Source organism: Actinomadura violacea (genome assembly GCF_017573465.1).
Taxonomy (GTDB): Bacteria; Actinomycetota; Actinomycetes; order Streptosporangiales; family Streptosporangiaceae; genus Spirillospora; species Spirillospora violacea.
The window spans coordinates 125,170-144,373 of the sequence record NZ_JAGEPF010000017.1 but is presented as its reverse complement, the minus strand read 5'-3'; the positions used below and the strand labels follow the sequence as shown (position 1 = coordinate 144,373).

The following is a 19,204-nucleotide window of genomic DNA, read 5'->3' as shown; positions in this document are numbered from 1 at the left end:
CGCCGCCGCCGCTACCCTGCTCGTTGTGGACGAGCGGACCGTGATCGGCTGGCGCGAGGACGGCCGCGACCGCTCGGCGCGGTGGCGGTCGGAGAGCGGCGCCGCCCGCCCCCGCCGCGTGGTGGTCGCCGACGACGCGACGCGCGCGGACGAGGCGTACCGGCTGGCGTGCGAGGGGACGGCGCTGCTGTGGCGCGGCGACTTCCAGAACGCGCGGCAGCTGCTCAAGGCGATGGCGCGGCGCGCCGACCGGCCGCCCCGCCGGAACCGGCAGAAGCCGGAGCCGTCGCAGGTGCAGGCGTTCCACCTGTACCGGCAGGCGCGCGCGCAGCGCGCCCGTACGCTCGGCATGCTGCTCATCCCGTTCGAGCCCGGTCACACGATCCCCTTGCGGCGTGCACCGGACGTGGTGCAGGCGTGCACCGAGGCGTACGGGCCGGATGACGAGCCCTATGTGACCTCGTTGCGGGAGCTTCTCGGGCTCGTCGGTGCGCACGAATGGCGCGAGAAAGGCGTTCCGATCTCCGCGCTGGGGGGCGACCACATCCACCCGCACTACGGAGTGTTCTCCCCTGTGCGGGGCGAGTACGTGGACTTGGTGGCGCAAGCGCCGCTGCCCTCGACCACGGTCGCGTTCGACATCGGTACGGGGACGGGTGTGCTCGCCGCAGTGCTCGCTCGCCGCGGGGTGCAGCGCATCGTCGCGACCGACCAGGACCCGCGCGCGCTTGCCTGCGCCCAGGACAACATCGAGCGGCTGGGCGTGGCGGAGCGCGTCGAGGTCGTCGAGGCCGACCTGTTCCCGGACGGGCGCGCCCCGCTGATCGTGTGCAACCCGCCGTGGGTCCCCGGGAAGCCGGCGACGCCGCTCGAACACGCCGTCTACGACCCGGACGCCCGGATGCTGCGCGGTTTCCTCGCCGGCCTCGCCGGTCATCTGGAGCCGGGCGGCGAGGGCTGGCTGATCCTGTCCGACCTGGCCGAACACCTCGGCCTGCGCACGCGCGACGACCTGCTGCGCCTCTTCGAGTCGTCCGGCCTGACCGTCGCCGGACGCCTCGACACCAAGCCCGCGCACCCGCGCGCCGCGGACCGGGACGACCCGCTCCACGCCGCCCGATCGGCCGAGACGACGTCGCTCTGGCGCCTCATGCCCGCCCGCTAGCCGTCACACGTGGCTGCGGTGCGCGGTCTCGGGGCCGATGACGCGCAGGAGTTCGAGGGCCTCGATGGCGCCGGAGCCGGGCGGCGGCGTGAACACGAAGACCCGCTGGTCCTCGGCGGGGGTGAGCAGCGCCTCGGTGTCGAACTCGATGAGGCCGACCTCCGGGTGCACGACCTTCATCCGGCTGCTGCGGTGCACGGCGACCTCGTGCCGCTCCCACAGCCGGGTGAACTCCTCACCGGTCCCGTGCAGCCGCTCGACCAGCGCGGACGCGGCGGCGTCGTTGCCACGGCGGGCGACCGCGGCGCGCAGGTGCGCGACGTGCAGGCGGCCGACCCGCTCGTGCTCCTCCTCGGGATACGCGGACCGGACGAACGGGTCGGCGAACCACCGCCACACGATGTTGCGGTCCCCCTCGTCGACCGTGCACACGCAGCCGAAAAGCGCCTCGGCGAGGGCGTTCTGCGCGAGCAGGTCGCCGAGGTCCCCGATGATCTGCGCGGGCGTCTCGTGCAACCGGTCCAGCAGGTAGAGCAGCCCCGGCCGGACGTACTCGCCCGCGAACGGCCCGGCGGGCGGCCGGTGCCCGGCGAGGAGGTAGAGGTGGTCGCGCTCGTCCAGGGTGAGGCGGAGCGCGCGGGCGAGCGCGCCGAGCAGCTGCGCCGACGGCTGCGGGCTGCGCGCCTGCTCCAGCCGCATGTAGTAGTCCGCGGACATGCCCGCGAGCTGCGACACCTCCTCGCGGCGCAGGCCCGGCGTGCGGCGGCGCGGCCCGGCGGCCAGGCCGACCTCCTGCGGGCGCAGCCGCTCCCGCGAGCGGCGGAGGAAGTCAGCGAGCTCCCTGCGGTCCATCTCCATGCCCCCATGTTCGCGTGCCGCGGCCCAGGCCAGAACGGCTCAGGCTAGGACCGTTCGTCCTAGCCAAAGCGGTCCGCTCCTCATCGCGGACCCGCGGTGGCAGCGTCGGGAACGTCCGGAACCGATCCGGGCGGAATCGACCACCACCGAAGGGACGGCCGGAAATGACGACGCTCACCGTGGGGAACGCCCGCGTGCCCTACCGCACCGAGGGCTCCGGGCCCGCCCTCGTCCTCGTGCACGGCGCCGGCCCCGGCTCGGTCATGTGGGACGGCGTCCTCGACCGGTTCACCGGCCACCGCACCGTGATCCTGCCCGACCTGTCCGGCAGCCTCCCGGCCGAGGACGACGGCGCCCCGCTGACGATCGAGACGCTCGCCGCGCAGGTCAACGCGGTGATCGAGGACGCGGTCGGCGGCCCCGCCGACGTGGTCGGGTTCTCGCTCGGCGCCCCGACCGCCGCCGCGGCGGCGGCGCTGCGGCCCGACCTCGTCCGGCGGCTCGTGCCCGTCGCGGGCCTGACCAACGCGGACGACGAGTACGTCCGGCAGCACATGACCACGTGGCTGGGCCTCGCCGAGGTCCCCGACGCCTTCGGCCGGTTCGCGACGCTCACCGCCTACAGCCGCACGTTCCTCAACCGGATCGGGCACGACGCGGTCGAGGAGTCGCACGCGTTCATGCAGCCGGCGGACGGGCTGCTGCGGCAGCTCGACCTCGTCCGGCGGCTCGACATCCGCGGCCTGCTGCCGAGGATCACCGCGCCGACGCTGGTGGTCGGCGCGTCCCGCGACCAGACGATCCCCGTCGAGAACCACCGGGAGCTGTTCGCGGCCATCGCCGGCAGCGAGTACGCCGAGCTGGACACCGGGCACGTCGCGATGGCGGAGCGCCCCGAGGAGTTCACCAAGCTCGTCCTGGACTTCCTCGACCGGCCGTGACCGCCGGCGCGCGCCGCCCAGCCTGGTGGTCGCGGGTACCAGGCTGGGCGAGCCCTGGTTACGGCCGCCGCGCGTCGAGCAGGATGGGGCCATGCGTCCCATCGACCAGCAGACCATCCTGATCACCGGCGCCACCGACGGCCTCGGCCGCGCCCTGGCCGGCGAGCTCGCCGCCGAGGGCGCGACGGTGCTGGTGCACGGCCGCGACGACCGGCGCGGCGAGGACACCCTCAAGGAGATCGGCGGCACGGCGGCCTGGTACCGGGCCGACCTGTCGTCGCTCGCCGAGACCCGCTCGCTCGCCGAGCGGGTCCGCGCCGACCACCCCCGGCTGGACGTCCTGGTCAACAACGCCGGCATCGGCAGCGCCGGGCCGCGCCGCGAGAGCGCCGACGGCCACGAGCTGACCTTCCAGGTCAACTACCTGTCCGGGTACCTGCTCACCCGGCTGCTGCTGCCCGTGCTGACCGCCTCGGCGCCGGCCCGGATCGTCAACGTCAGCAGCCTCGGCCAGACCGCCATCGACTTCGACGACCCGATGATCACCCGCGGCTACAACGGGACCCGCGCGTACTGCCAGAGCAAGCTCGCGCAGATCCTGTTCACCGTCGACCTGGCGGACGAGCTGGCCGGGACGGGCGTCACCGCGAACGCCCTGCACCCCGCCACCTACATGCCGACGAAGATGGTCGCGTCGCCGATCAGCACGCTGGAGGAGGGCGTCCGCGCGACGCACCGGCTCGTCACCGACCCGGCCCTCGACGACGTCTCCGGGCGGTTCTTCGACGGGCTGCGCGAGTCCCGCGCGGACGGCCAGGCCTACGACCCGGCGGCCCGCGCCCGCCTCCGCGAGCTGTCCGAGCGGCTCACGTCCCCCTGACCCGGGGGTCACGCGGCCCGCAGGTCCCAGATCACGTTCGAGCGGACGCCGGCGATGCGCCAGCCGTCCGGCGTCCGCGCGGCCTGGAGGTCGTAGCGCTCGCCGACCACGCGCGGGCCGTCCTCGTGCGCGAAGACGACCAGCAGGTTCGCGCCGATCCCGGCCCGGTCGCCGTCGACCTCGATGAGCGGGTTGGTGACGAAGTGCTGGGTCGGGACGGTGTGGTTGCGGCGGGCCTGCGCGGCGAGCGCGCCGGCCCCTTTGGACGTCCCGCCGGGCGTCGTGACCTCGGCGTCCTCGGTGAAGACGGCGCGCGGGTCGTCGAAGCGCTTGCCGTCGAGCCACAGCCCGAGCCGCCCGATCAGGTCGGTGAGCTCGTCGCGGTCGCGCTGTTCCATGACCCCTCCTTTTGTTGGCGTTGCCAACGTTGGTAGAGCCAACATTACAGCTATTCATTGGTGATGCCAACAAGTAGACTGGCCGCCATGATCACCGACGACGCCCGGCAGCCCGCGCGGCTCCGGCACGCCGCCAGCTGGCTGATCAACCAGGCGTCCGCGCACAGCCACCGGCTCGTCGCCGACGGCTTCGCCGCCGCCGGCGCCCGCGGCTACCACTACCGGCTCCTCGCCACGCTCGAGGAGTACGGCCCCGCCAGCCAGGCCGACCTCGGCCGCCGCGCCGCCATCGACCGCAGCGACGTCGTCGCCGCGCTCAACCAGATGGGCGACAAGAAGCTCATCGAACGCGCCCCCGACCCCGCCGACCGGCGCCGCAACATCATCACCCTCACCCCCGCCGGCCGCCGCCACCTGCACGAACTCGACACCGTCCTCGCCGGCATCCAGGACGAGCTGCTCGCCCCGCTGTCCCCGCCCGAACGCGCCCGGCTCACCGAGATGCTCACCCGCGTCACCGACCACCACGCCAGGAGCCGCCCATGACCCTCCGCCTCGTCGAACTGCCGCCCCCCGTGATGACCGCGCTGCTGGACGGCGACCTCGCGACCGCCTCCGCCCTCGCCGGAGCCCCCCTCCCCGCGTACTTCCTCACCGACGACGCGAAATGGCTGTGGCGGTACCGGCTCGACCAGCTGGAACGGTCCCCCGAGGACGCCGCCTGGATCGTCCGCGCCGCCGTCGCCGAACCCGAGGGCACCGTCGTCGGCCACACCGGCTTCCACTCCGCGCCCGACGAGAACGGCATGGTCGAGATCTCCTACTCCGTCGCCCCCGCCCACCGGCGCCGCGGCCACGCCACCGCCATGCTCGCCGCGCTCCTCGCCCGCGCCGCCGCCGAACCGTCCGTCCGGACCGTCCGCGCGACGATCAGACCCGACAACGCCGCGTCCCTGGCCACGCTCGCCGGAAACGGATTCCGCCACGTCGGCGAGCAGTGGGACGAGCGGGACGGCCGCGAGCTCATCTTCGAGCGCCCCGCCCGCTGACCCCGGCGCGATCAGCCGATCGGCATCGTCACGGCGATCGGCCACGCCAGCAGGACGCCCCCGACCAGCGCCGTCACCCACACCGGCGCCCGGACGGCCCGCAGCGCCGCCGCCTGCACGCCCTGCCACACCAGCAGCCCGGCGATCAGCGGCGCCACCAGCAGCACGAACCACGACACCAGCCCGAGGACGGCGGCGGCCCCCAGCCCGGCCAGCGCGCCCGCCGCCGTCCACGCGTGGATCAGCGCGGCGGCGCGCGCGCTGTATCCGCGGCACAGCAACTCGATCCCGGCGAAGAACGCCATCGCGCACACGGCGACCGGCACCAGCGCCCACACCCGAGGCCCCACCGGAACGGCGTGCGCCCAGCCGAGCTGCGCGGGCACGGCGAACGACACCACGGTCAGCACCGCCAGGACAACGGCGGCCGCGACGGTCCGCACCTCCGGCCGCCCAATACTCCTTCGTCTGACCAGCGGAAACGCGGCGCACAGGACACCGATCACACCGAAGAACCCGGCCAGCGGCCCCGCCGGCCCGACCGGAAGCACCCCGCGCGGAATCACCGCCACCGCCGCGACCGCGGCGAGCACCCCCGCCACCGGCACCCCCAACGCAACGGCCGGCGAGAGCCTCTCCTGCACGCCGCCCTCACCGCCGGACCGCCGCCCCAGCAGTGCCGAAGCGACCGCGCCGAAGCTCAGCACCGCCGCCAGATACAGCAGCAACGCCGACCCCGCCCGCTGGAACGGCCGGATCCCGACACCCCTCGCGTCCCCCGAACGGCCGAAGGCCCGATCGAACCAGGCCGCGGCCTCCCGGTGCGTCCGCGGCTGGAACAGGACCCCGACATGCTCGGCACCGCCCACGATGACGGCCCGCCGCGCCGTCCCCGCACGCGGATCCCCATACGTCACCCCGGCGCGTCCCTGTGGATAAGCCGCCCGCACCGCTCCGACCGCCCCCTCGCGGTAGTCGCCGAACTCGAACCCGCCCGCGATCGCCAGCAGGTCCCGCGGGCTCGACGCCGACGCGCCGAACGGCATCGTCCCCTGCGAGATCGCCACCGTCGCCGCCACGTCCGGATGCGCGGCCGCGTACCGCACCACCGCGGCGGCGCCCATCGAATGCCCGAGAAGCCCGATCCCGTCCACCCCCGGCATCGCCCGCAGGTGGCGGACCGCGACGTCCAGGTCCCGGTCCAGCCGCGCGTCCGCCGCGGGCCCGTCGCCCAGGTCCGGCAACCGCTCGGTGTTCGCACCGCCGCCCGCCAGATCCACCAGCTCGACCACGTACCCGCGCCGCGCCAGCGTGTCCGCGAACCCCCGCATGAGCTGCATGCTCGCCGACAGCCCGTGGGCGACCACCACCCCGGGACGCCGTCCTGCCGCCCCGTCCGGCCGCACCACCTCGACCGGCACCCCCGACACCACCGCCGACCGCCGCTCGATCCCCCGGTCCGCCGTCGCGAACCCGACGACCCCCGCCACGGCCGCCACAACGGCGACCACCACGCACGCCCACCGACTCCCCTGCACCCTCAGATGGACGTCACCGAATCCACTCAAGTTCCCCCAAGCCCGGTCACTAGAGTCGTCGCGTGGCGACGCACAGGCCTAAGACGCAGCACGGCATCGAGGACGCCGCCCTGCCCATCTTGGAATGGCTCGCCGAGCAGGGCGTCAACGCCTTCCTCAGAGTGGACGCCGAGCGCCTCGCGGAGGGACGCCCCGCCTGGTCCTTCGGGGCGAGCGGCGGCCCCTTGCCGCACGGGATCCGCGCCGACGGAGCCGACGCCGACCAGTGCCTCTCCCTCGCACTGTCCGTACTGCACGCCGCCGGAGTCGACGTCCCCTACTGAAGCGCGGCTCCTGGTGGTTCCGGCAGCCGGCCAAGACGTCCGGAAACACGCCCACGCAGCAGCCGGTACTCCTCATGGCGCCGCTGCAACGGCCCCGGCGGCCGCTCGACGACCCGCCCAACCGTGACGATCTGGCCATCCCGGAACTGCTCACGCGTCAGATCGAGCTCCACCCCGCTGCTCAACCGATTCCACCAGTGGTACCCCTGCTGCTCTCCCTCGCGGTGGACCTCGCCAACGACGAGCTCGCCGCCGAAGATGTCGTGGACGACCAGGGCCGTGATGTCGCAATGACCCCAGGCGGGGTTGTCAGGCCGCCAGCCCGCGCGGGCGAGGTCGTCCGGCGAGCATGTGTCGGCGGCCCAGCTTGCTCGAAACGCCTGGGCAAGGGCTTCCAGGTTCCATGGGGACACGTCCGCAGCGTCGCAGCCGCCACTGACACCGGAGCCCCTCGTGGTGGCTCACGGAAGCCATAGGTCCGGTTCCATCGCCGTGACCTGGTCGGGCTCGACGCGCCAGGCGCGGCGGTCGGGGAGCACGGCCACGGCCCGGTGCAGCCGGGTGCCGACGTAGTGGAGGGCGACGCCGTCCTCGGTGGCGTGTCCGGCGGCCAGGAGGCCGTCCGCCACGGCCTGTCGATAGCGGGCCCGGCGCGGCTGGTCTGCCAGGTCGTCGTGGACGCCGTTGCTGAAGGGCAGGAAGCCCAGGCCGTCGTTCAACACCGTCAGGGAGTCGCCGAAGGAGTCGGTCACTCCTCCGCTGTGCCAGCACAGGCTTCCCGCGCTCGTCCCCGCGAGCACGACGCCCTTCTCCCAGCACTCGCGCAGGATCTCCTCCAGCCGGTGGGCGCGCCAGACCGCCAGCAGGTTCACCACGCTGCCGCCGGACACGAAGATCACGTCCTGCTTCAGCAGGTGCGCGGCGACGTCCGGGACGTTCGGCCGGACGAACAGCTCCAGATGCGTCAGCTCGGCCGGCCCGTACCGGGAGGCCCGCTCGTACCAGCGGTCGATGTAGGGACGCTGGTCGCCGACGGCCGTCGCGATGTAGCACGCCCGCGGGCGCGCGACCCCGGTCAGGCGCAGCGCCTGACCGGTCTGGTCGCCCAGCCGGCCGGGCGGCAGGCCCTCGGGCGGATGGACGATGCCCGAGCACGCCAGGATCTGCGGAGGACGCCCCATGATCGGCATTATGTCCCGCGACGGGAGCTACTGGGCCATGTCGACAAAACGGCTGTAGTGGCCCTGGAAGGCGACCGTGACGGTCGCGGTCGGGCCGTTACGGTGCTTCGCCACGATCAGGTCGGCCTCACCGGCCCGCGGCGACTCCTTCTCGTAGGCGTCCTCCCGGTGCAGCAGGATCACCATGTCCGCATCCTGCTCAATGGATCCCGATTCGCGTAGATCGGACACCATGGGCTTTTTGTCGGTGCGCTGCTCGGGACCTCGGTTCAGCTGGGAGAGCGCGATGACCGGGACGCCCAGCTCCTTGGCGAGCAGCTTCAGCGAACGGGAGAACTCCGACACCTCGACCTGACGGCTCTCGACCCGCTTGCCGGACGTCATCAGCTGCAGGTAGTCGATGATCACCAGGCGCAGGTCGTGCTGCTGCTTCAGCCGCCGGCACTTGGCCCGGATCTCCATCATCGACATGTTCGGCGAGTCGTCGATGAACAGCGGCGCCTCGGCGACCTCGCTCATCCGGCGGGCGAGGCGCGTCCAGTCCTCGTCCTGCATGGTGCCGGACCGCATCGCGTGCAGCGCCACCCGCGCCTCCGCCGACAGCAGCCGCATCGTGATCTCGTTGCGGCCCATCTCCAGACTGAAGAACGCCGAGGTCAGGCCGTGCTTGATGGATGCGGCACGGGCGAAGTCGAGCGCCAGCGTCGAGTTGTGCGTCGGGATGCAGGACCGCCCGGCGAGGTACATGTGGTCGGCGTTGTCGACCTGGACGCACCGCACCGGCACGCTCGCGACCGGCCGCACGTCCACGATGTACCGCACCCGTGCGCCGGGACGGCCGCCCGCACGCTGCCGGTCGGCCTTGCGCGGGGAGCGGAACACCGTCTCGTGCGGGGTGAAGGAGAGGTGGTGGATCGGCTCGTCGCGCGGGTCGAGGTCGGCGCGGTGGCCGAGGCCGTGAACAAGTTCGAGGACCCCCTCGGCGAGCCGCGCGGACGGGAGGGTTGCGTCGACGCGGCCGTCCGGGGACGACTTGCCGCACGCGTCGAGGAGGCCGGCCAGCAGCGCGCGCCGTTGGGGGACCGACGCCCGCAGGTAGGCGGCGGGGACGTGCTTGCCGTCGAGCAGGCCCAGGGCGGCGAGCCCCCCGTGCAGGCCGGGGAGCAGGTAGCAGCCGGGGAGGAGTTCGGGCACGACCGGCTGCCCGGCCAGCTCGACCTGGGCGATCACCGCGCCGTCGAGGCAGGTGATCCGGGCGTCGTCCTCCCCCGCGCCGAGCCACACGCCGAGGACGTAGGGGTCGACGGGCAGGTCGGCGTCGGGCAGCTCGAACGCGGCGGCGACCTCGACGGCGTGGCGGGGAAGCCCGTCACTGCGCAGGTCGGCGAAGATCTCCTCGGTCGTCCGGATCCGGGACGATCCGGCGAGCGGACGGCCGTCCTCGTGCCGGGCGGCGGCGGATGCGCGGTGGGAGGGCCGCGCGGCGCGGCCGGTGTGCGTACGGAGCGCCAGCGCACGGTGGGGGGAGATCGAACGATGCGGTCGGTCGATGATGGCCGGGGCCGTCCGATCGGTGAGGACGTCGCCGCGCCGGATCAGCTCCGCCAGGGCGAGGCCCGCCTCGACGGTCTTGCCGTGACCGACGTGGTCGCCGACCAGCCTGCCGCTGTAAAGGAGGGAGGCGACGGCGGCCGTCTGGTGCGGCCGGGGACCGAGGTCGTCCACGCCGCTCGGCGCGGTGCCGCGAGCCGGGCGGCGCGCGCCGCCGCAGCGGTTGTCGCCGGTGCGGTTCGCGGACGCGGGGCCCCCTGGCAGAGGCCGCGATGCGGTGGTCGCGGACGGACGCGAGTCGTCGCCGCCGTCGCCGGTGATGGTGCGCCACTGATGCTGGGCGTCGGCGACGATCACTTCGCCGTCGGAGAACTCGACCTCGTAGCAGGGGCGGCCGTGCATGACCTCGGTGGCCGCGACGACGCGGGTCGGCTTGCCGTCGGCGCCGATCAGGTGGTCGCCGACCGCGACCTCGCCCATCGTCGTCCAGCCCGTAGGGGTCGGGAGCAGTGTGTCCAATTTGAGAGCTTTGCCCATCGCGGGGCGGGCAGCGACGACGATCATCTGGCCGGGGTGCAGGCCGTTGGTGAGGGCGTCGAGGTCGGCGAAGCCGGTGGGGGTGCCGACCATCTGGCCGCCGCGGCTGCCGATCGCCTCGATCTCGTCGAGGGCGCCGGGCATGATCTCGCTGAGCGGCACGTAGTCCTCGCCGGCGCGCTTCTCGGCGATGGCGAAGACCTCGGCCTGGGCGCGGTCGAGGACCTCGTCGGCGTCGGCGCCGTCGGCGGCGTAGCCCATCTGGACGATGCGGGTGCCGGTCTCCACGAGGCGGCGCAGCACCGAGCGCTCGTGCACGATCTTGGCGTAGTAGCCGGCGTTGGCGGCGGTCGGCACCGAGGAGATCAGCGTGTGCAGGTAGGGGGCGCCGCCGATGCGGCCGATCTCGCCGCGCTTGGTGAGCTCGCCGGCGACGGTGACGGCGTCGGCGGGGTCGCCGCGGCCGTACAGGTCGAGGACGATGTCGTAGATGATCTGGTGGGCGGGGCGGTAGAAGTCCTGCGTGCGCAGCACCTCGACGACCTCGGCGATGGCGTCCTGGGAGAGCAGCATGCCGCCGATCACGCCCTGCTCGGCCGCGATGTCGTGCGGTGGGGTGCGTTCGAACTCCTGCTCGTGCGGTCCGAGCTCGGTCACGCTCACCTGCGCACCCCCTTCCTCCCGGCCGCCGGGCGCCCCGTCCGCCCATCGCCGGCCGTTACTCATCACGTCTACCTCAGGCGTCCGACATTCTCCCGAGCCCACGCGGGCGGGAGCAAAGGCACGTGTGGACGAACCTGTGGAATACCTGTGCAGACACGCGGGCCATGTTGTGCACGACCTGTGGACAACTCTGGGGAAAGTTCGTTCGTTGCTTCATCTGGCACGTCGTGAGCTGGGAAAACACCGTCCACCGGGTGTGGGGGAGAGAAAGTTCGCGGATCCGGGTGCTGTAAGGTGTGAACTTCTTTGAAGAGTTACCGAGTCCGGGGGCGGTGTGGTGAGGTTCCGGGCGGGCCGGTACGACCGGGAGATCCTGCGCCTGGCGGTGCCGGCCTTCGGCGCGCTCGTGGCCGAGCCGCTGTTCCTGCTGTCGGACTCGGCGATCGTCGGGCACCTGGGGACGGCGCAGCTCGGCGGGCTCGGCGTCGCCGGGCAGGCCCTGAACACGCTCGTCTACCTGTGCGTCTTCCTCGCCTACGGCACGACCGCGGGCGTCGCGCGGCGGATCGGCGCGGGGGACCGGCGCGCGGCGGTGCGGCAGGGCATCGACGGGATGTGGCTGGCGGTCGCCATCGGCGCGGTGCTGATCGCGGCGGGCTGGCCGCTGATTCCGCCGATCGTGGACGCGTTCGGCGCGTCCGCCGCGGTGGCGCCGTTCGCCGAGACCTACCTGCGGATCAGCCTGTTCGGGATCCCGTCGATGCTGGTGGTGCTGGCCGGGACGGGCGTGCTGCGCGGCCTGCAGGACGCCCGGACGCCGCTCGCCGTCTCGATCGGCGGGTTCACCGTGAACCTGCTGCTCAACGCGGTGTTCGTACTGGTGCTCGGGTGGGGGATCGCCGGGTCGGCGTGGGGCACGGTGCTCGCGCAGACCGGCAGCGCGGCGGTGTACGTCGCGGTGGTGCTGCGGGCGGCACGCCGGGAGGGCGCGCCGGTCCGCCCCGACTGGGCCGGGTTGCGGACGTCCGCGACGGCCGGTTTCGGACTCCTGCTGCGGACGGCGGCGCTGCGGATCGTGCTGATCGTCGGGACGTCGATCGCCGCGCGGATGGGCGACGCGGAGATCGCCGCGTACCAGGTCGGGTTCCAGGTGTGGACGCTGCTGGCGTTCGCGCTGGACGCCATCGCGATCGCGGGCCAGGCGATCACCGGACGGTACCTCGGCGCGGCGGACGTGGCCGGAACGCGGGCCGTCACCCGCCGGATGGTGGGCTGGGGCGTGGCGTGCGGGGTGGCGTTCGGGCTGGCCGTGCTGGCGGTGCGGCCGTGGCTGCCGGACCTGTTCACCTCGGACGGCGACGTCCGGCATCTGCTGCTGGTGTCGCTGCTGCTCGTGGCGGTGCTGCAGCCGATCGCGGGCGTGGTGTTCGTGCTGGACGGGATCCTGATCGGCGCGGGCGACGGCGCCTACCTGGCGGTGACGACGCTGGTCGCGACGGTGGTGTTCCTCCCGGCGGCGCTGCTGTTCTACGGCGCGGACGCCGGGCTGGTGGGGCTGTGGACGGCGATCGGGCTGTGGATGGCGACGCGGATGGTCACGCTGGGGCTGCGGGCCCGCGGTGACCGCTGGATGGTGACGGGCGCCGTCCGCTAGCGGCAAGGCGCGCGCGCATGCCGTCGATGAGCAGCCCGAGCCCGTGTTCGAAGGCGGCGCCGGGGCTCTGGATCTCGGCGACGGCCCGCCCCAGCAGACCCTCGCCGGACGGCGCGCCCTGGAGGCGCTCGAGCCCGTCGTCCTCGCGGTCGCGCCCGGCCTGTTCTTCGAGGGCGGCGCCGCCGACGTAGTCGGTGAGGGCGAGGATGTTGAGCAGCGCCTCGCCGGGGGTGAACCCGGCGTCGCACAGAGCGCGGAGCATGCCCTCGATCGCGGGTGCCCGGTCTGCGGTGGGGCGGCTCCCGGCGGCGAGTCGGACGGCGTCGCGGTGCGCCCGGTACCCGGCGTGCAGGTCGCGGGCGAGGGCGGTGAGCCAGTCGTCCCAGGACTGGCCGGGCGCCGGCGTCTCCCGCCGCCGCGACCCGGCGGCCATCATCGAGACCATCTCGTCGAGAAGCTCCTGCTTGTTCGCGAAATGCCAGTAGAGCGCGGGCGCCTGCACGCCGAGTTCGCGGGCCAGCCGGCGCAGGCTGAGGGCGTCCAGACCCACCTCGTCCAGCAGCCGGATGGCGGTGCGGACCACCTCGTCCCGTTCCAGTTTCATGCGGGCGCCCTTCGATCGCGGGGTTGACAGCCTAACGAGGCCGAAGCAAACTTAACGCCGTTAAATTTAACGGCGTTAAGGAGGCTGGGATGGAACGGCAGCACACCGGGGTCGTCGTGTCGGGGGCGGGGCCGATCGGGCTCGCGCTGGCCGTCGAGCTGCGGCTGCACGGCGTCGAGGTGGTCGTCCTGGAGCGGCTCGCCGCGGTCGACCGGCGGGTGAAGGCGGGCGCCGTCCACGGCCGCGCCGCCGAGATGCTCGACCGGCGCGGGCTCACCGACGCCATTACCCGGATCCAGGAGTCGATCATGGTGGCGGCGGCCAAGCCCGCACTCCGCGGCGGATCGGTGCCGCGCGGGCACTTCGCCGGCATCTGGGCGCTGCGCGAGACCCCCTACGAGGCGGCCGGGCTCGCCATCATCCCGCAGGACCGGCTGGAAGAGCTGCTCGCCGAGCACGCCGCCGGGCTCGGCGCCGAGATCCGCCGCGAGCACGAACTGCACGCCTACGAGCAGGACGGCGCCGGTGTCACGCTGACCGTCGGCGGCCCGGACGGGCGGTACGAGCTGCGCGCCGGGCACCTGGTCGGCGCCGACGGCGGCCGCAGCCGGGTCCGCAAGCTCGGCGGGTTCGCGTTCCCCGGCACGGACGGGATCATCACCGGCTACCAGGCCCTCGCCGAGCTCGACGACCCGGGCTTCGCGCCGCGCAGATGGAACCGCTATCCCGGCGGCCTGCTGGTCAACGGCCCGACACCCGGACGGCTGCTCATGGTGGAGTTCGACGGCCCGCCGGCCGACCGCGACGCGCCCGTCACCCTGGCCGAGGTGCAGGCCGCCGCGCGGCGCATCACCGGCACGCGGGTCACCCTGAAGTCCGCGGCGTCGCTAACCCGCTTCACCGACAACGCGCGGCTGGCCGACACCTACCGCGACGGCCGCGTGCTGCTGGCGGGCGACGCGGCGCACGTGCACTCGCCGTTCGGCGGGCAGGGCCTGCTCCTCGGCCTCGGCGACGCCGCCAACCTCGGCTGGAAACTCGCGCTGGTGGCGCGCGGCGAGGCGCCGGACGCCCTGCTCGACACCTACACCGAGGAGAGGCGCCCGGTCGCGGCGCGGGTGCTCGACAACACGCGCGCGCAGGTGGCGCTGCTGCGGCCGGGCCCGCACGTGGACGCGCTGCGCGAGATCTTCACCCGGATGCTCGACCACGACGACGCGAACCGGTACCTCACCGGCGTCATCACCGGGTCGGACGTCCGGTACGACCTCGGTTCGGCCCAGGACATCGTCGGCCGCTGCTACGCGCCGGACACGGCCGTCCGGACGCCCGGCGGCGAGGTACGGCTCGCCGATCTGCAGCGGTCCGGGCGAGGGGTGCTCATCGCCGCGGACGAGGTGCACGCCGCGGCCGCGGCGGGCTGGGCGGGCCGCGTCGACGTGGTGGCCGGGACGTCCGGCCTGGCGCCGGGCGCGTCGATCCTGGTGCGGGCGGACGGGTTCGTCGCGTGGACGTCGGGTGACGCGGCGCCGCTGGAGGACGCGCTGACCCGCTGGTACGGCGCCGCCCGGGTGCCGGCGGCCTGAGCGGCCGCCGCCGGCGTGCGGGGCCGTGGCCGCGCGAGCGGGGAGGCGGGGGATTTCCGGAAGCGCACGCGCCTCCTCCGCCCCACTCGCTACTATTCGAACATGTGTTCCACCCACGGCGAGCGGATGGCCCGGCTCACGCAGGCGATCGACGACCTCGCGGCGGAGGGCCTGGCCGGGCTGCCGCCGGAGACGCTGGTGGAACGCGTCGCCGGCATCTGGTCGCTGGTCGAGGGCATCGACCCGGAGATCGCCCGCAGCCGCACCCGCTACACCACTCCCGAGACGTGACCGCCCGCCCGCGCCCGGCCCGGCGTCACCAGTTCAGGTTCAGCAGCCCGGGCCAGTCGTCGTCACCCTGGTAGTACTGCGTCGGGTTGCCCGGGTCGTCGTCGCCGTCGTCCGGCCTCGGCTTCGGCTTGGGCTTCGGCGGCGCCTTGGGCTTGCCCTTGGGCTTGCTCTTCGGCTTCGGCTCCGACGAGCCCTCCAGCCGGTCCGCGACGGCGCGGCGCAGCGCCGGCAGCCGCGAGTACAGCACGTCACCCGGACACGAGGTCTGGTTGAAGTCGCGGTGCCCCACGATCGCCTCCGCCGGATCCAGGTCGTACTCCCGGCACAGCCACACGCACACCTCCATCAGGGAGGCCCACAGGCGGCCGGGGACCGCCGTCCTCATGTAGTTGCCCTCGTTCTCGATCCCGAGGGTGTGGTCGTTGTTGTGCAGGACCTGCGCGCCCTTCACCAGCTCACCGGCGCGGATGGACGCCAGGCTCCGGTTGCGGCCCTCCATCACGGCGCCGCCCCGGCTGATCGTGAGCTGCTGCCCGCTGTCGTCCCAGCCGCGCTTGTCCATGTGGAAGTTCTGGATGTAGCGCGACAGCCCGAACGCGTGCGCGACCGAGTAGTCGGTGGAGTTCCCCGTGTCGGTGTGGTGCACGACGATGTGGTCCGGCGCGCGGTCCAGGACCTTGGCCGGACGCTTGGGCGGACGGGCCTTCCACTGCGCGCGCGTGTAGATGTGCGGCGCGTCCGCCGTGAACAGGGGCGCCCGCTCGTCGAGCAGGCGGCCGGCCGCCGGGTCGGGCGGCACCGTGCCGGTCACGCCGTCCAGGTCAGGGCCCGCCGAAGGGCCGTCCGCCAGCGCCCTCGCCCCGAACGGCGAGCCGAACGCCAGCGCCTCCAGCAGCCCCGCGCCCACCACGCCGCCGATCACCGACCGGCGCGTCAGCGCCGTCCCGTCGCGTTCCCGGCCGGCCGCGCCGTCCCCCGATTGCGCGATCAACACCGTCCCCCTTCGCCCCGCGATGATCTGATCACGGAACGTCATGGCCGCTCAGACGATCACCCAAACACCGGGCGGTTCAGGGACGTTTCACATGAAACCCAGAGAGATCCGGGACGGGTCGACCCTGCTCTTGTGCAAGAGATTGCAGGGACGAGAGGCGACGCGGACCGGGAGCGGACCACCGGCCGGAAAGCGGAACGACCCCCGCGCCCGGGTTGCTCCCGGGACGCGAGGGTCGTCCGTGACGTCCGGTCTCCGCGGGTGTCACCCGCGGCGGCGGACGTCCAGGTCAGGCCTCGACGACGTTGACGTCGATCGTGGCGTTCACGTCGCTGTGCAGCCGCACGCTGACGCGGTGGGTGCCGACCGTCTTGATCGGGTTGCCGATCTCGATCCGGCGGCGGTCCAGCTCGGGGCCGTCGGCCGCGCGCACCGCGTCGGCGATGTCGGCGGCGGTCACCGCGCCGAACAGCCGGCCGTTGCTGCCGGTGCGGGTGCGCAGCGTCACGCGCAGCGCCGCCAGCTGGCCGGCGACCTCCTTGGCGTGCTCGACGGTCGCGATCTCGCGGGCCGAACGCGCCTTCTTGATCGAGTCGATCTGCTTCTCGGCGCCCCGGGTCCACTGGATCGCGAACCCGCGCGGGACCAGGTAGTTGCGGCCGTAGCCGTCGCGGACCTCGATGACGTCACCGGGCTCGCCGAGCCCGGAGACCTGCTGGGTCAGGATGAGCTTCATGTTCGTTACCCCCTGCCTCAGCGCGCGGTGCTGGTGTACGGCAGCAGCGCCATCTCACGGGCGTTCTTGATCGCCGTGGCGACGTCCCGCTGGTGCTGGGTGCAGTTGCCGGTCACCCGCCGGGCACGGATCTTGCCGCGGTCGGAGATGAACTTCCGCAGCAGGCCCGTGTCCTTGTAGTCGACGTAGGAGATCTTCTCCTGGCAGAAAACGCAAACCTTCTTCTTCGGCTTGCGGGGAGGTGGCTTCGCCATCGTGGTGCTCCTTTGGGAGAGCCCCGCTCACGCGGGAATGGACGTGGAAAGTGTCGTAGGTCGTTCTGCGCGGTTAGAACGGCGGGTCGTCGGAGAAACCGCCGCCGCCGCCACCGCCGCCGCCGGTCGCCCAGGGGTCGTTGGCCTGGCCGCCCTGCTGGCCGCCGCCGCCGAAGCCGCCGCCCTGCTGGCCGCCGTCACCGAACCCGCCGCCCTGGCCGCCGCCGCCGAAGCCGCCGCCGCCCTGGCCGCCACCGCCGCCGAAACCGCCGCCACCGCCGCCCTGCCGCTGGGTCTTGTTGACCTTCGCGGTGGCATTGCGCAGCGAGGGGCCGACCTCGTCGACCTCGATCTCGAAGACGGTGCGCTTCTCACCCTCGCGGGTCTCGTACGAGCGCTGCTTCAGCCGGCCCTGCACGATCACCCGCATGCCGCGCTGCAGGGTCTCGGCGCAGTTCTCGGCGGCCTGCCGCCAGACGTTGCAGGTCAGGAAGAGCGCCTCGCCGTCCTTCCAGTCGTTGCTCTGGCGGTCGAAGAACCGCGGCGTCGACGCGATGCGGAAGGACGCGACCGCCTGGCCGCTGGAGGTGAAGCGCAGATTCGGGTCCTCGACGAGGTTCCCGACGATCGTGATTACGGTGTCGCCTGCCATGGGGCTCGCTCCGGCTGGTGTGAGGACTGAGCCGGGCTCAGTGGACCTCGGGGCGGATGACCTTGGTACGCAGGATCGACTCGCTCAGGTTGAGCTGCCGGTCGAGCTCCTTGACCGTGGCGGGCTCAGCCGAGAGGTCGACCACCGCGTAGATGCCTTCGGACTTCTTCTGGATGTCGTACGCCAGGCGCCTGCGGCCCCAGACGTCGACCTTCTCGACGCTGCCGCCGGCGTCCTTGACGACCTTCAGGAACGGGTCGAGCGCCGCGTTCGCGGTGCGCTCGTCGATGCCGGGTTCGAGGATCGCCATCAGTTCGTATCGACGCATGCTGTGTCCCTACCTCCTCTGGACTGGCGGTCACGGTCTCTCCGTGACAGGAGGGCTCTTGCGTCCCCCGCGGCCGCGCCGGACCCGGATTCGCCGGGCGCGCCTGCCGCGGGACCGGTACAGGCTACCAACAGTTGGCAGCGTACGAGCCGGTTCCGGCCGGTCCGCCGGACCCGCGGGACCCGGCCGCCCGGCCTGCCCGACCCGAGCCGCCGGGCGTACCGGGCCCGGCCGTCGAGCGCGCGGGACGGACGCGGAGGCGCGGCGGGCGGTCAGCGGCGCGCGGCCGGATGGCCCGGGGTACTGCGGCGCCGCCGTTCGAGCTCGGCCATGATGTCGGCCATCCGCGCCCGCATGCGGGCGGTCTGGGTCGTCAGCATGGACAGCTCCTCGACGAGCTCCGCGTCGCCGATGACCACGAGTTCGCTGGAGTTCATCGCCTCGCCTCCGCTCCCCGGCCCGCGCGGGCCGGCACGCTCTCCCTCACGGTTCGCTCCTCCCGGACCCCGGCGTCCGCCCGGGTCCCGGCCGTGTTCTCGAATCCTTGTTCGACCGTACCCCCTGGCGCCGACATTTCGAGCGGCTCCGCCGGTTGATCTTCCGATCGGCTGGGCATTCCTTTACGCACATGGTCCGTCCGGTCCCGCGCCCACCACGCGTCGCGCGCGGGGCACCATGAAGTGAGGAGGTCCGGATGCCCGACCAGGTAGCCGGCAGTCGGCACGCGACCGCGGAGAGCCGGGCGGAGCCCGAGAGCCACCGGTTGCAGGACGTCCTCGCCGTCGTGGCGTTCACCCTCGGGATCGCCGCGCTCGTCCTCGGCGGGGGCATCCCGTCGGCCCACTTCGTCGGCCTCGTCGTCGGCGTCATCGGGCTGCCGCTCGCGCTCGTCTCCCAGATGATCTCGGCGACGACCAACGAGCGCTGGCTGAACGTCATCGGCATGGTCGGCTCGTTCGTCGGCGCCGGCTTCGCGATCAGCCACGGCGGTTTCTCGCTCTGACCGCGCACCGCCTCCGCC

General features: G+C 73.2%; 23 protein-coding genes. 10 read left to right on the top strand and 13 right to left on the bottom strand.

Annotation, left to right across the window (positions count from 1 at the left end):
• The first annotated feature begins 25 nt into the window (after positions 1–25).
• Positions 26–1,165 carry a methyltransferase gene (locus tag J4709_RS27540; protein WP_208244704.1) on the top strand — a complete coding sequence of 380 codons (1,140 nt, stop codon included), beginning with the start codon at positions 26–28 and terminating at the stop codon, positions 1,163–1,165.
• A 3-nt stretch (positions 1,166–1,168) separates the two neighbouring features.
• Here J4709_RS27540 and J4709_RS27535 read toward each other — a convergent pair whose 3' ends face one another.
• Positions 1,169–2,023: a helix-turn-helix transcriptional regulator gene (locus tag J4709_RS27535; RefSeq protein ID WP_232384130.1), complete on the bottom strand. Its 855-nt coding sequence runs from the start codon at positions 2,021–2,023 to the stop codon at positions 1,169–1,171.
• Between the two features lie 164 nt (positions 2,024–2,187).
• Here J4709_RS27535 and J4709_RS27530 point away from each other — a divergent pair, with 164 nt between their 5' ends.
• On the top strand, positions 2,188–2,964 hold the full coding sequence (locus J4709_RS27530) for an alpha/beta fold hydrolase (RefSeq protein WP_208244703.1): 777 nt from the start codon (positions 2,188–2,190) through the stop codon (positions 2,962–2,964).
• Between the two features lie 91 nt (positions 2,965–3,055).
• On the top strand, positions 3,056–3,844 hold the full coding sequence (locus J4709_RS27525; RefSeq protein WP_208244702.1) for an SDR family NAD(P)-dependent oxidoreductase: 789 nt from the start codon (positions 3,056–3,058) through the stop codon (positions 3,842–3,844).
• A gap of 8 nt (positions 3,845–3,852) precedes the next feature.
• On the opposite strand, the gene J4709_RS27520 is transcribed toward J4709_RS27525, so the two are convergent.
• Positions 3,853–4,242 (bottom strand): nuclear transport factor 2 family protein, encoded by a 390-nt coding sequence (locus J4709_RS27520; protein WP_173097685.1) that lies wholly within the window; start codon positions 4,240–4,242, stop codon positions 3,853–3,855.
• Positions 4,243–4,329: 87 nt separating this feature from the next.
• On the opposite strand from J4709_RS27520, the gene J4709_RS27515 reads away from it, so the two are divergent.
• Together J4709_RS27515 and J4709_RS27510 are read left to right on the top strand one after the other, a co-directional pair.
• Positions 4,330–4,788, top strand: a complete 459-nt coding sequence (locus J4709_RS27515) for a MarR family winged helix-turn-helix transcriptional regulator (RefSeq protein ID WP_208244700.1) — start codon at positions 4,330–4,332, stop codon at positions 4,786–4,788.
• Complete coding sequence (locus tag J4709_RS27510) at positions 4,785–5,291, top strand: GNAT family N-acetyltransferase (RefSeq protein ID WP_208244699.1); 507 nt, start codon at positions 4,785–4,787, stop codon at positions 5,289–5,291. Before J4709_RS27515 ends, J4709_RS27510 begins: the two co-directional genes overlap by 4 nt.
• Positions 5,292–5,302: 11 nt before the next feature.
• Here J4709_RS27510 and J4709_RS54925 read toward each other — a convergent pair whose 3' ends face one another.
• Complete coding sequence (locus J4709_RS54925) at positions 5,303–6,805, bottom strand: alpha/beta fold hydrolase (protein ID WP_208244698.1); 1,503 nt, start codon at positions 6,803–6,805, stop codon at positions 5,303–5,305.
• An 86-nt stretch (positions 6,806–6,891) separates the two neighbouring features.
• Here J4709_RS54925 and J4709_RS27500 point away from each other — a divergent pair, with 86 nt between their 5' ends.
• The gene (locus J4709_RS27500; protein ID WP_208244697.1) at positions 6,892–7,152 is read left to right on the top strand and encodes a hypothetical protein; all 261 of its coding nucleotides are present in this window, start codon (positions 6,892–6,894) and stop codon (positions 7,150–7,152) included.
• On the opposite strand, the gene J4709_RS27495 is transcribed toward J4709_RS27500, so the two are convergent.
• From J4709_RS27495 to dnaB, 3 genes are read right to left on the bottom strand one after another with little or no spacing between them, the layout of a single operon-like run.
• Positions 7,146–7,565 carry a YunG family protein gene (locus J4709_RS27495; protein ID WP_208244696.1) on the bottom strand — a complete coding sequence of 140 codons (420 nt, stop codon included), beginning with the start codon at positions 7,563–7,565 and terminating at the stop codon, positions 7,146–7,148. The genes J4709_RS27500 and J4709_RS27495 overlap by 7 nt on opposite strands.
• Before the next feature lie 48 nt (positions 7,566–7,613).
• Positions 7,614–8,333: a Type 1 glutamine amidotransferase-like domain-containing protein gene (locus J4709_RS27490; protein WP_232384129.1), complete on the bottom strand. Its 720-nt coding sequence runs from the start codon at positions 8,331–8,333 to the stop codon at positions 7,614–7,616.
• Between the two features lie 27 nt (positions 8,334–8,360).
• Positions 8,361–11,084: a replicative DNA helicase gene (dnaB, locus tag J4709_RS27485; RefSeq protein ID WP_208244694.1), complete on the bottom strand. Its 2,724-nt coding sequence runs from the start codon at positions 11,082–11,084 to the stop codon at positions 8,361–8,363.
• A 337-nt stretch (positions 11,085–11,421) separates the two neighbouring features.
• Between dnaB and J4709_RS27480 the strand changes: the two genes are divergently transcribed.
• Positions 11,422–12,738 carry an MATE family efflux transporter gene (locus J4709_RS27480; protein WP_307801597.1) on the top strand — a complete coding sequence of 439 codons (1,317 nt, stop codon included), beginning with the start codon at positions 11,422–11,424 and terminating at the stop codon, positions 12,736–12,738.
• On the opposite strand, the gene J4709_RS27475 is transcribed toward J4709_RS27480, so the two are convergent.
• Complete coding sequence (locus tag J4709_RS27475; RefSeq protein WP_208244692.1) at positions 12,680–13,342, bottom strand: TetR/AcrR family transcriptional regulator C-terminal domain-containing protein; 663 nt, start codon at positions 13,340–13,342, stop codon at positions 12,680–12,682. The genes J4709_RS27480 and J4709_RS27475 overlap by 59 nt on opposite strands.
• An 89-nt stretch (positions 13,343–13,431) precedes the next feature.
• On the opposite strand from J4709_RS27475, the gene J4709_RS27470 reads away from it, so the two are divergent.
• Together J4709_RS27470 and J4709_RS27465 are read left to right on the top strand one after the other, a co-directional pair.
• Positions 13,432–14,928 (top strand): FAD-dependent monooxygenase, encoded by a 1,497-nt coding sequence (locus J4709_RS27470; RefSeq protein ID WP_208244691.1) that lies wholly within the window; start codon positions 13,432–13,434, stop codon positions 14,926–14,928.
• Positions 14,929–15,030: 102 nt separating this feature from the next.
• Positions 15,031–15,219, top strand: a complete 189-nt coding sequence (locus J4709_RS27465; RefSeq protein ID WP_208244690.1) for a hypothetical protein — start codon at positions 15,031–15,033, stop codon at positions 15,217–15,219.
• A 25-nt stretch (positions 15,220–15,244) separates the two neighbouring features.
• Here J4709_RS27465 and J4709_RS27460 read toward each other — a convergent pair whose 3' ends face one another.
• The 6 genes from J4709_RS27460 to J4709_RS27435 form a co-directional block, all read right to left on the bottom strand.
• A complete protein-coding gene (locus J4709_RS27460; protein ID WP_372442157.1) occupies positions 15,245–16,210 on the bottom strand; it encodes a peptidoglycan recognition protein family protein in 966 nt (321 codons plus the stop codon).
• A 292-nt stretch (positions 16,211–16,502) separates the two neighbouring features.
• A complete protein-coding gene (rplI, locus tag J4709_RS27455; RefSeq protein WP_173097679.1) occupies positions 16,503–16,949 on the bottom strand; it encodes a 50S ribosomal protein L9 in 447 nt (148 codons plus the stop codon).
• Positions 16,950–16,966: 17 nt separating this feature from the next.
• The gene (gene rpsR, locus J4709_RS27450; protein WP_019631633.1) at positions 16,967–17,203 is read right to left on the bottom strand and encodes a 30S ribosomal protein S18; all 237 of its coding nucleotides are present in this window, start codon (positions 17,201–17,203) and stop codon (positions 16,967–16,969) included.
• A 73-nt stretch (positions 17,204–17,276) separates the two neighbouring features.
• The gene (locus J4709_RS27445; RefSeq protein ID WP_208244688.1) at positions 17,277–17,855 is read right to left on the bottom strand and encodes a single-stranded DNA-binding protein; all 579 of its coding nucleotides are present in this window, start codon (positions 17,853–17,855) and stop codon (positions 17,277–17,279) included.
• A 37-nt stretch (positions 17,856–17,892) separates the two neighbouring features.
• Positions 17,893–18,183: a 30S ribosomal protein S6 gene (gene rpsF / locus J4709_RS27440; RefSeq protein ID WP_208244687.1), complete on the bottom strand. Its 291-nt coding sequence runs from the start codon at positions 18,181–18,183 to the stop codon at positions 17,893–17,895.
• Between the two features lie 272 nt (positions 18,184–18,455).
• The gene (locus J4709_RS27435) at positions 18,456–18,620 is read right to left on the bottom strand and encodes a hypothetical protein (protein ID WP_173097677.1); all 165 of its coding nucleotides are present in this window, start codon (positions 18,618–18,620) and stop codon (positions 18,456–18,458) included.
• 257 nt (positions 18,621–18,877) lie between these two features.
• Between J4709_RS27435 and J4709_RS27430 the strand changes: the two genes are divergently transcribed.
• Positions 18,878–19,186 carry a hypothetical protein gene (locus J4709_RS27430; protein ID WP_208244686.1) on the top strand — a complete coding sequence of 103 codons (309 nt, stop codon included), beginning with the start codon at positions 18,878–18,880 and terminating at the stop codon, positions 19,184–19,186.
• Positions 19,187–19,204: the final 18 nt, after the last annotated feature.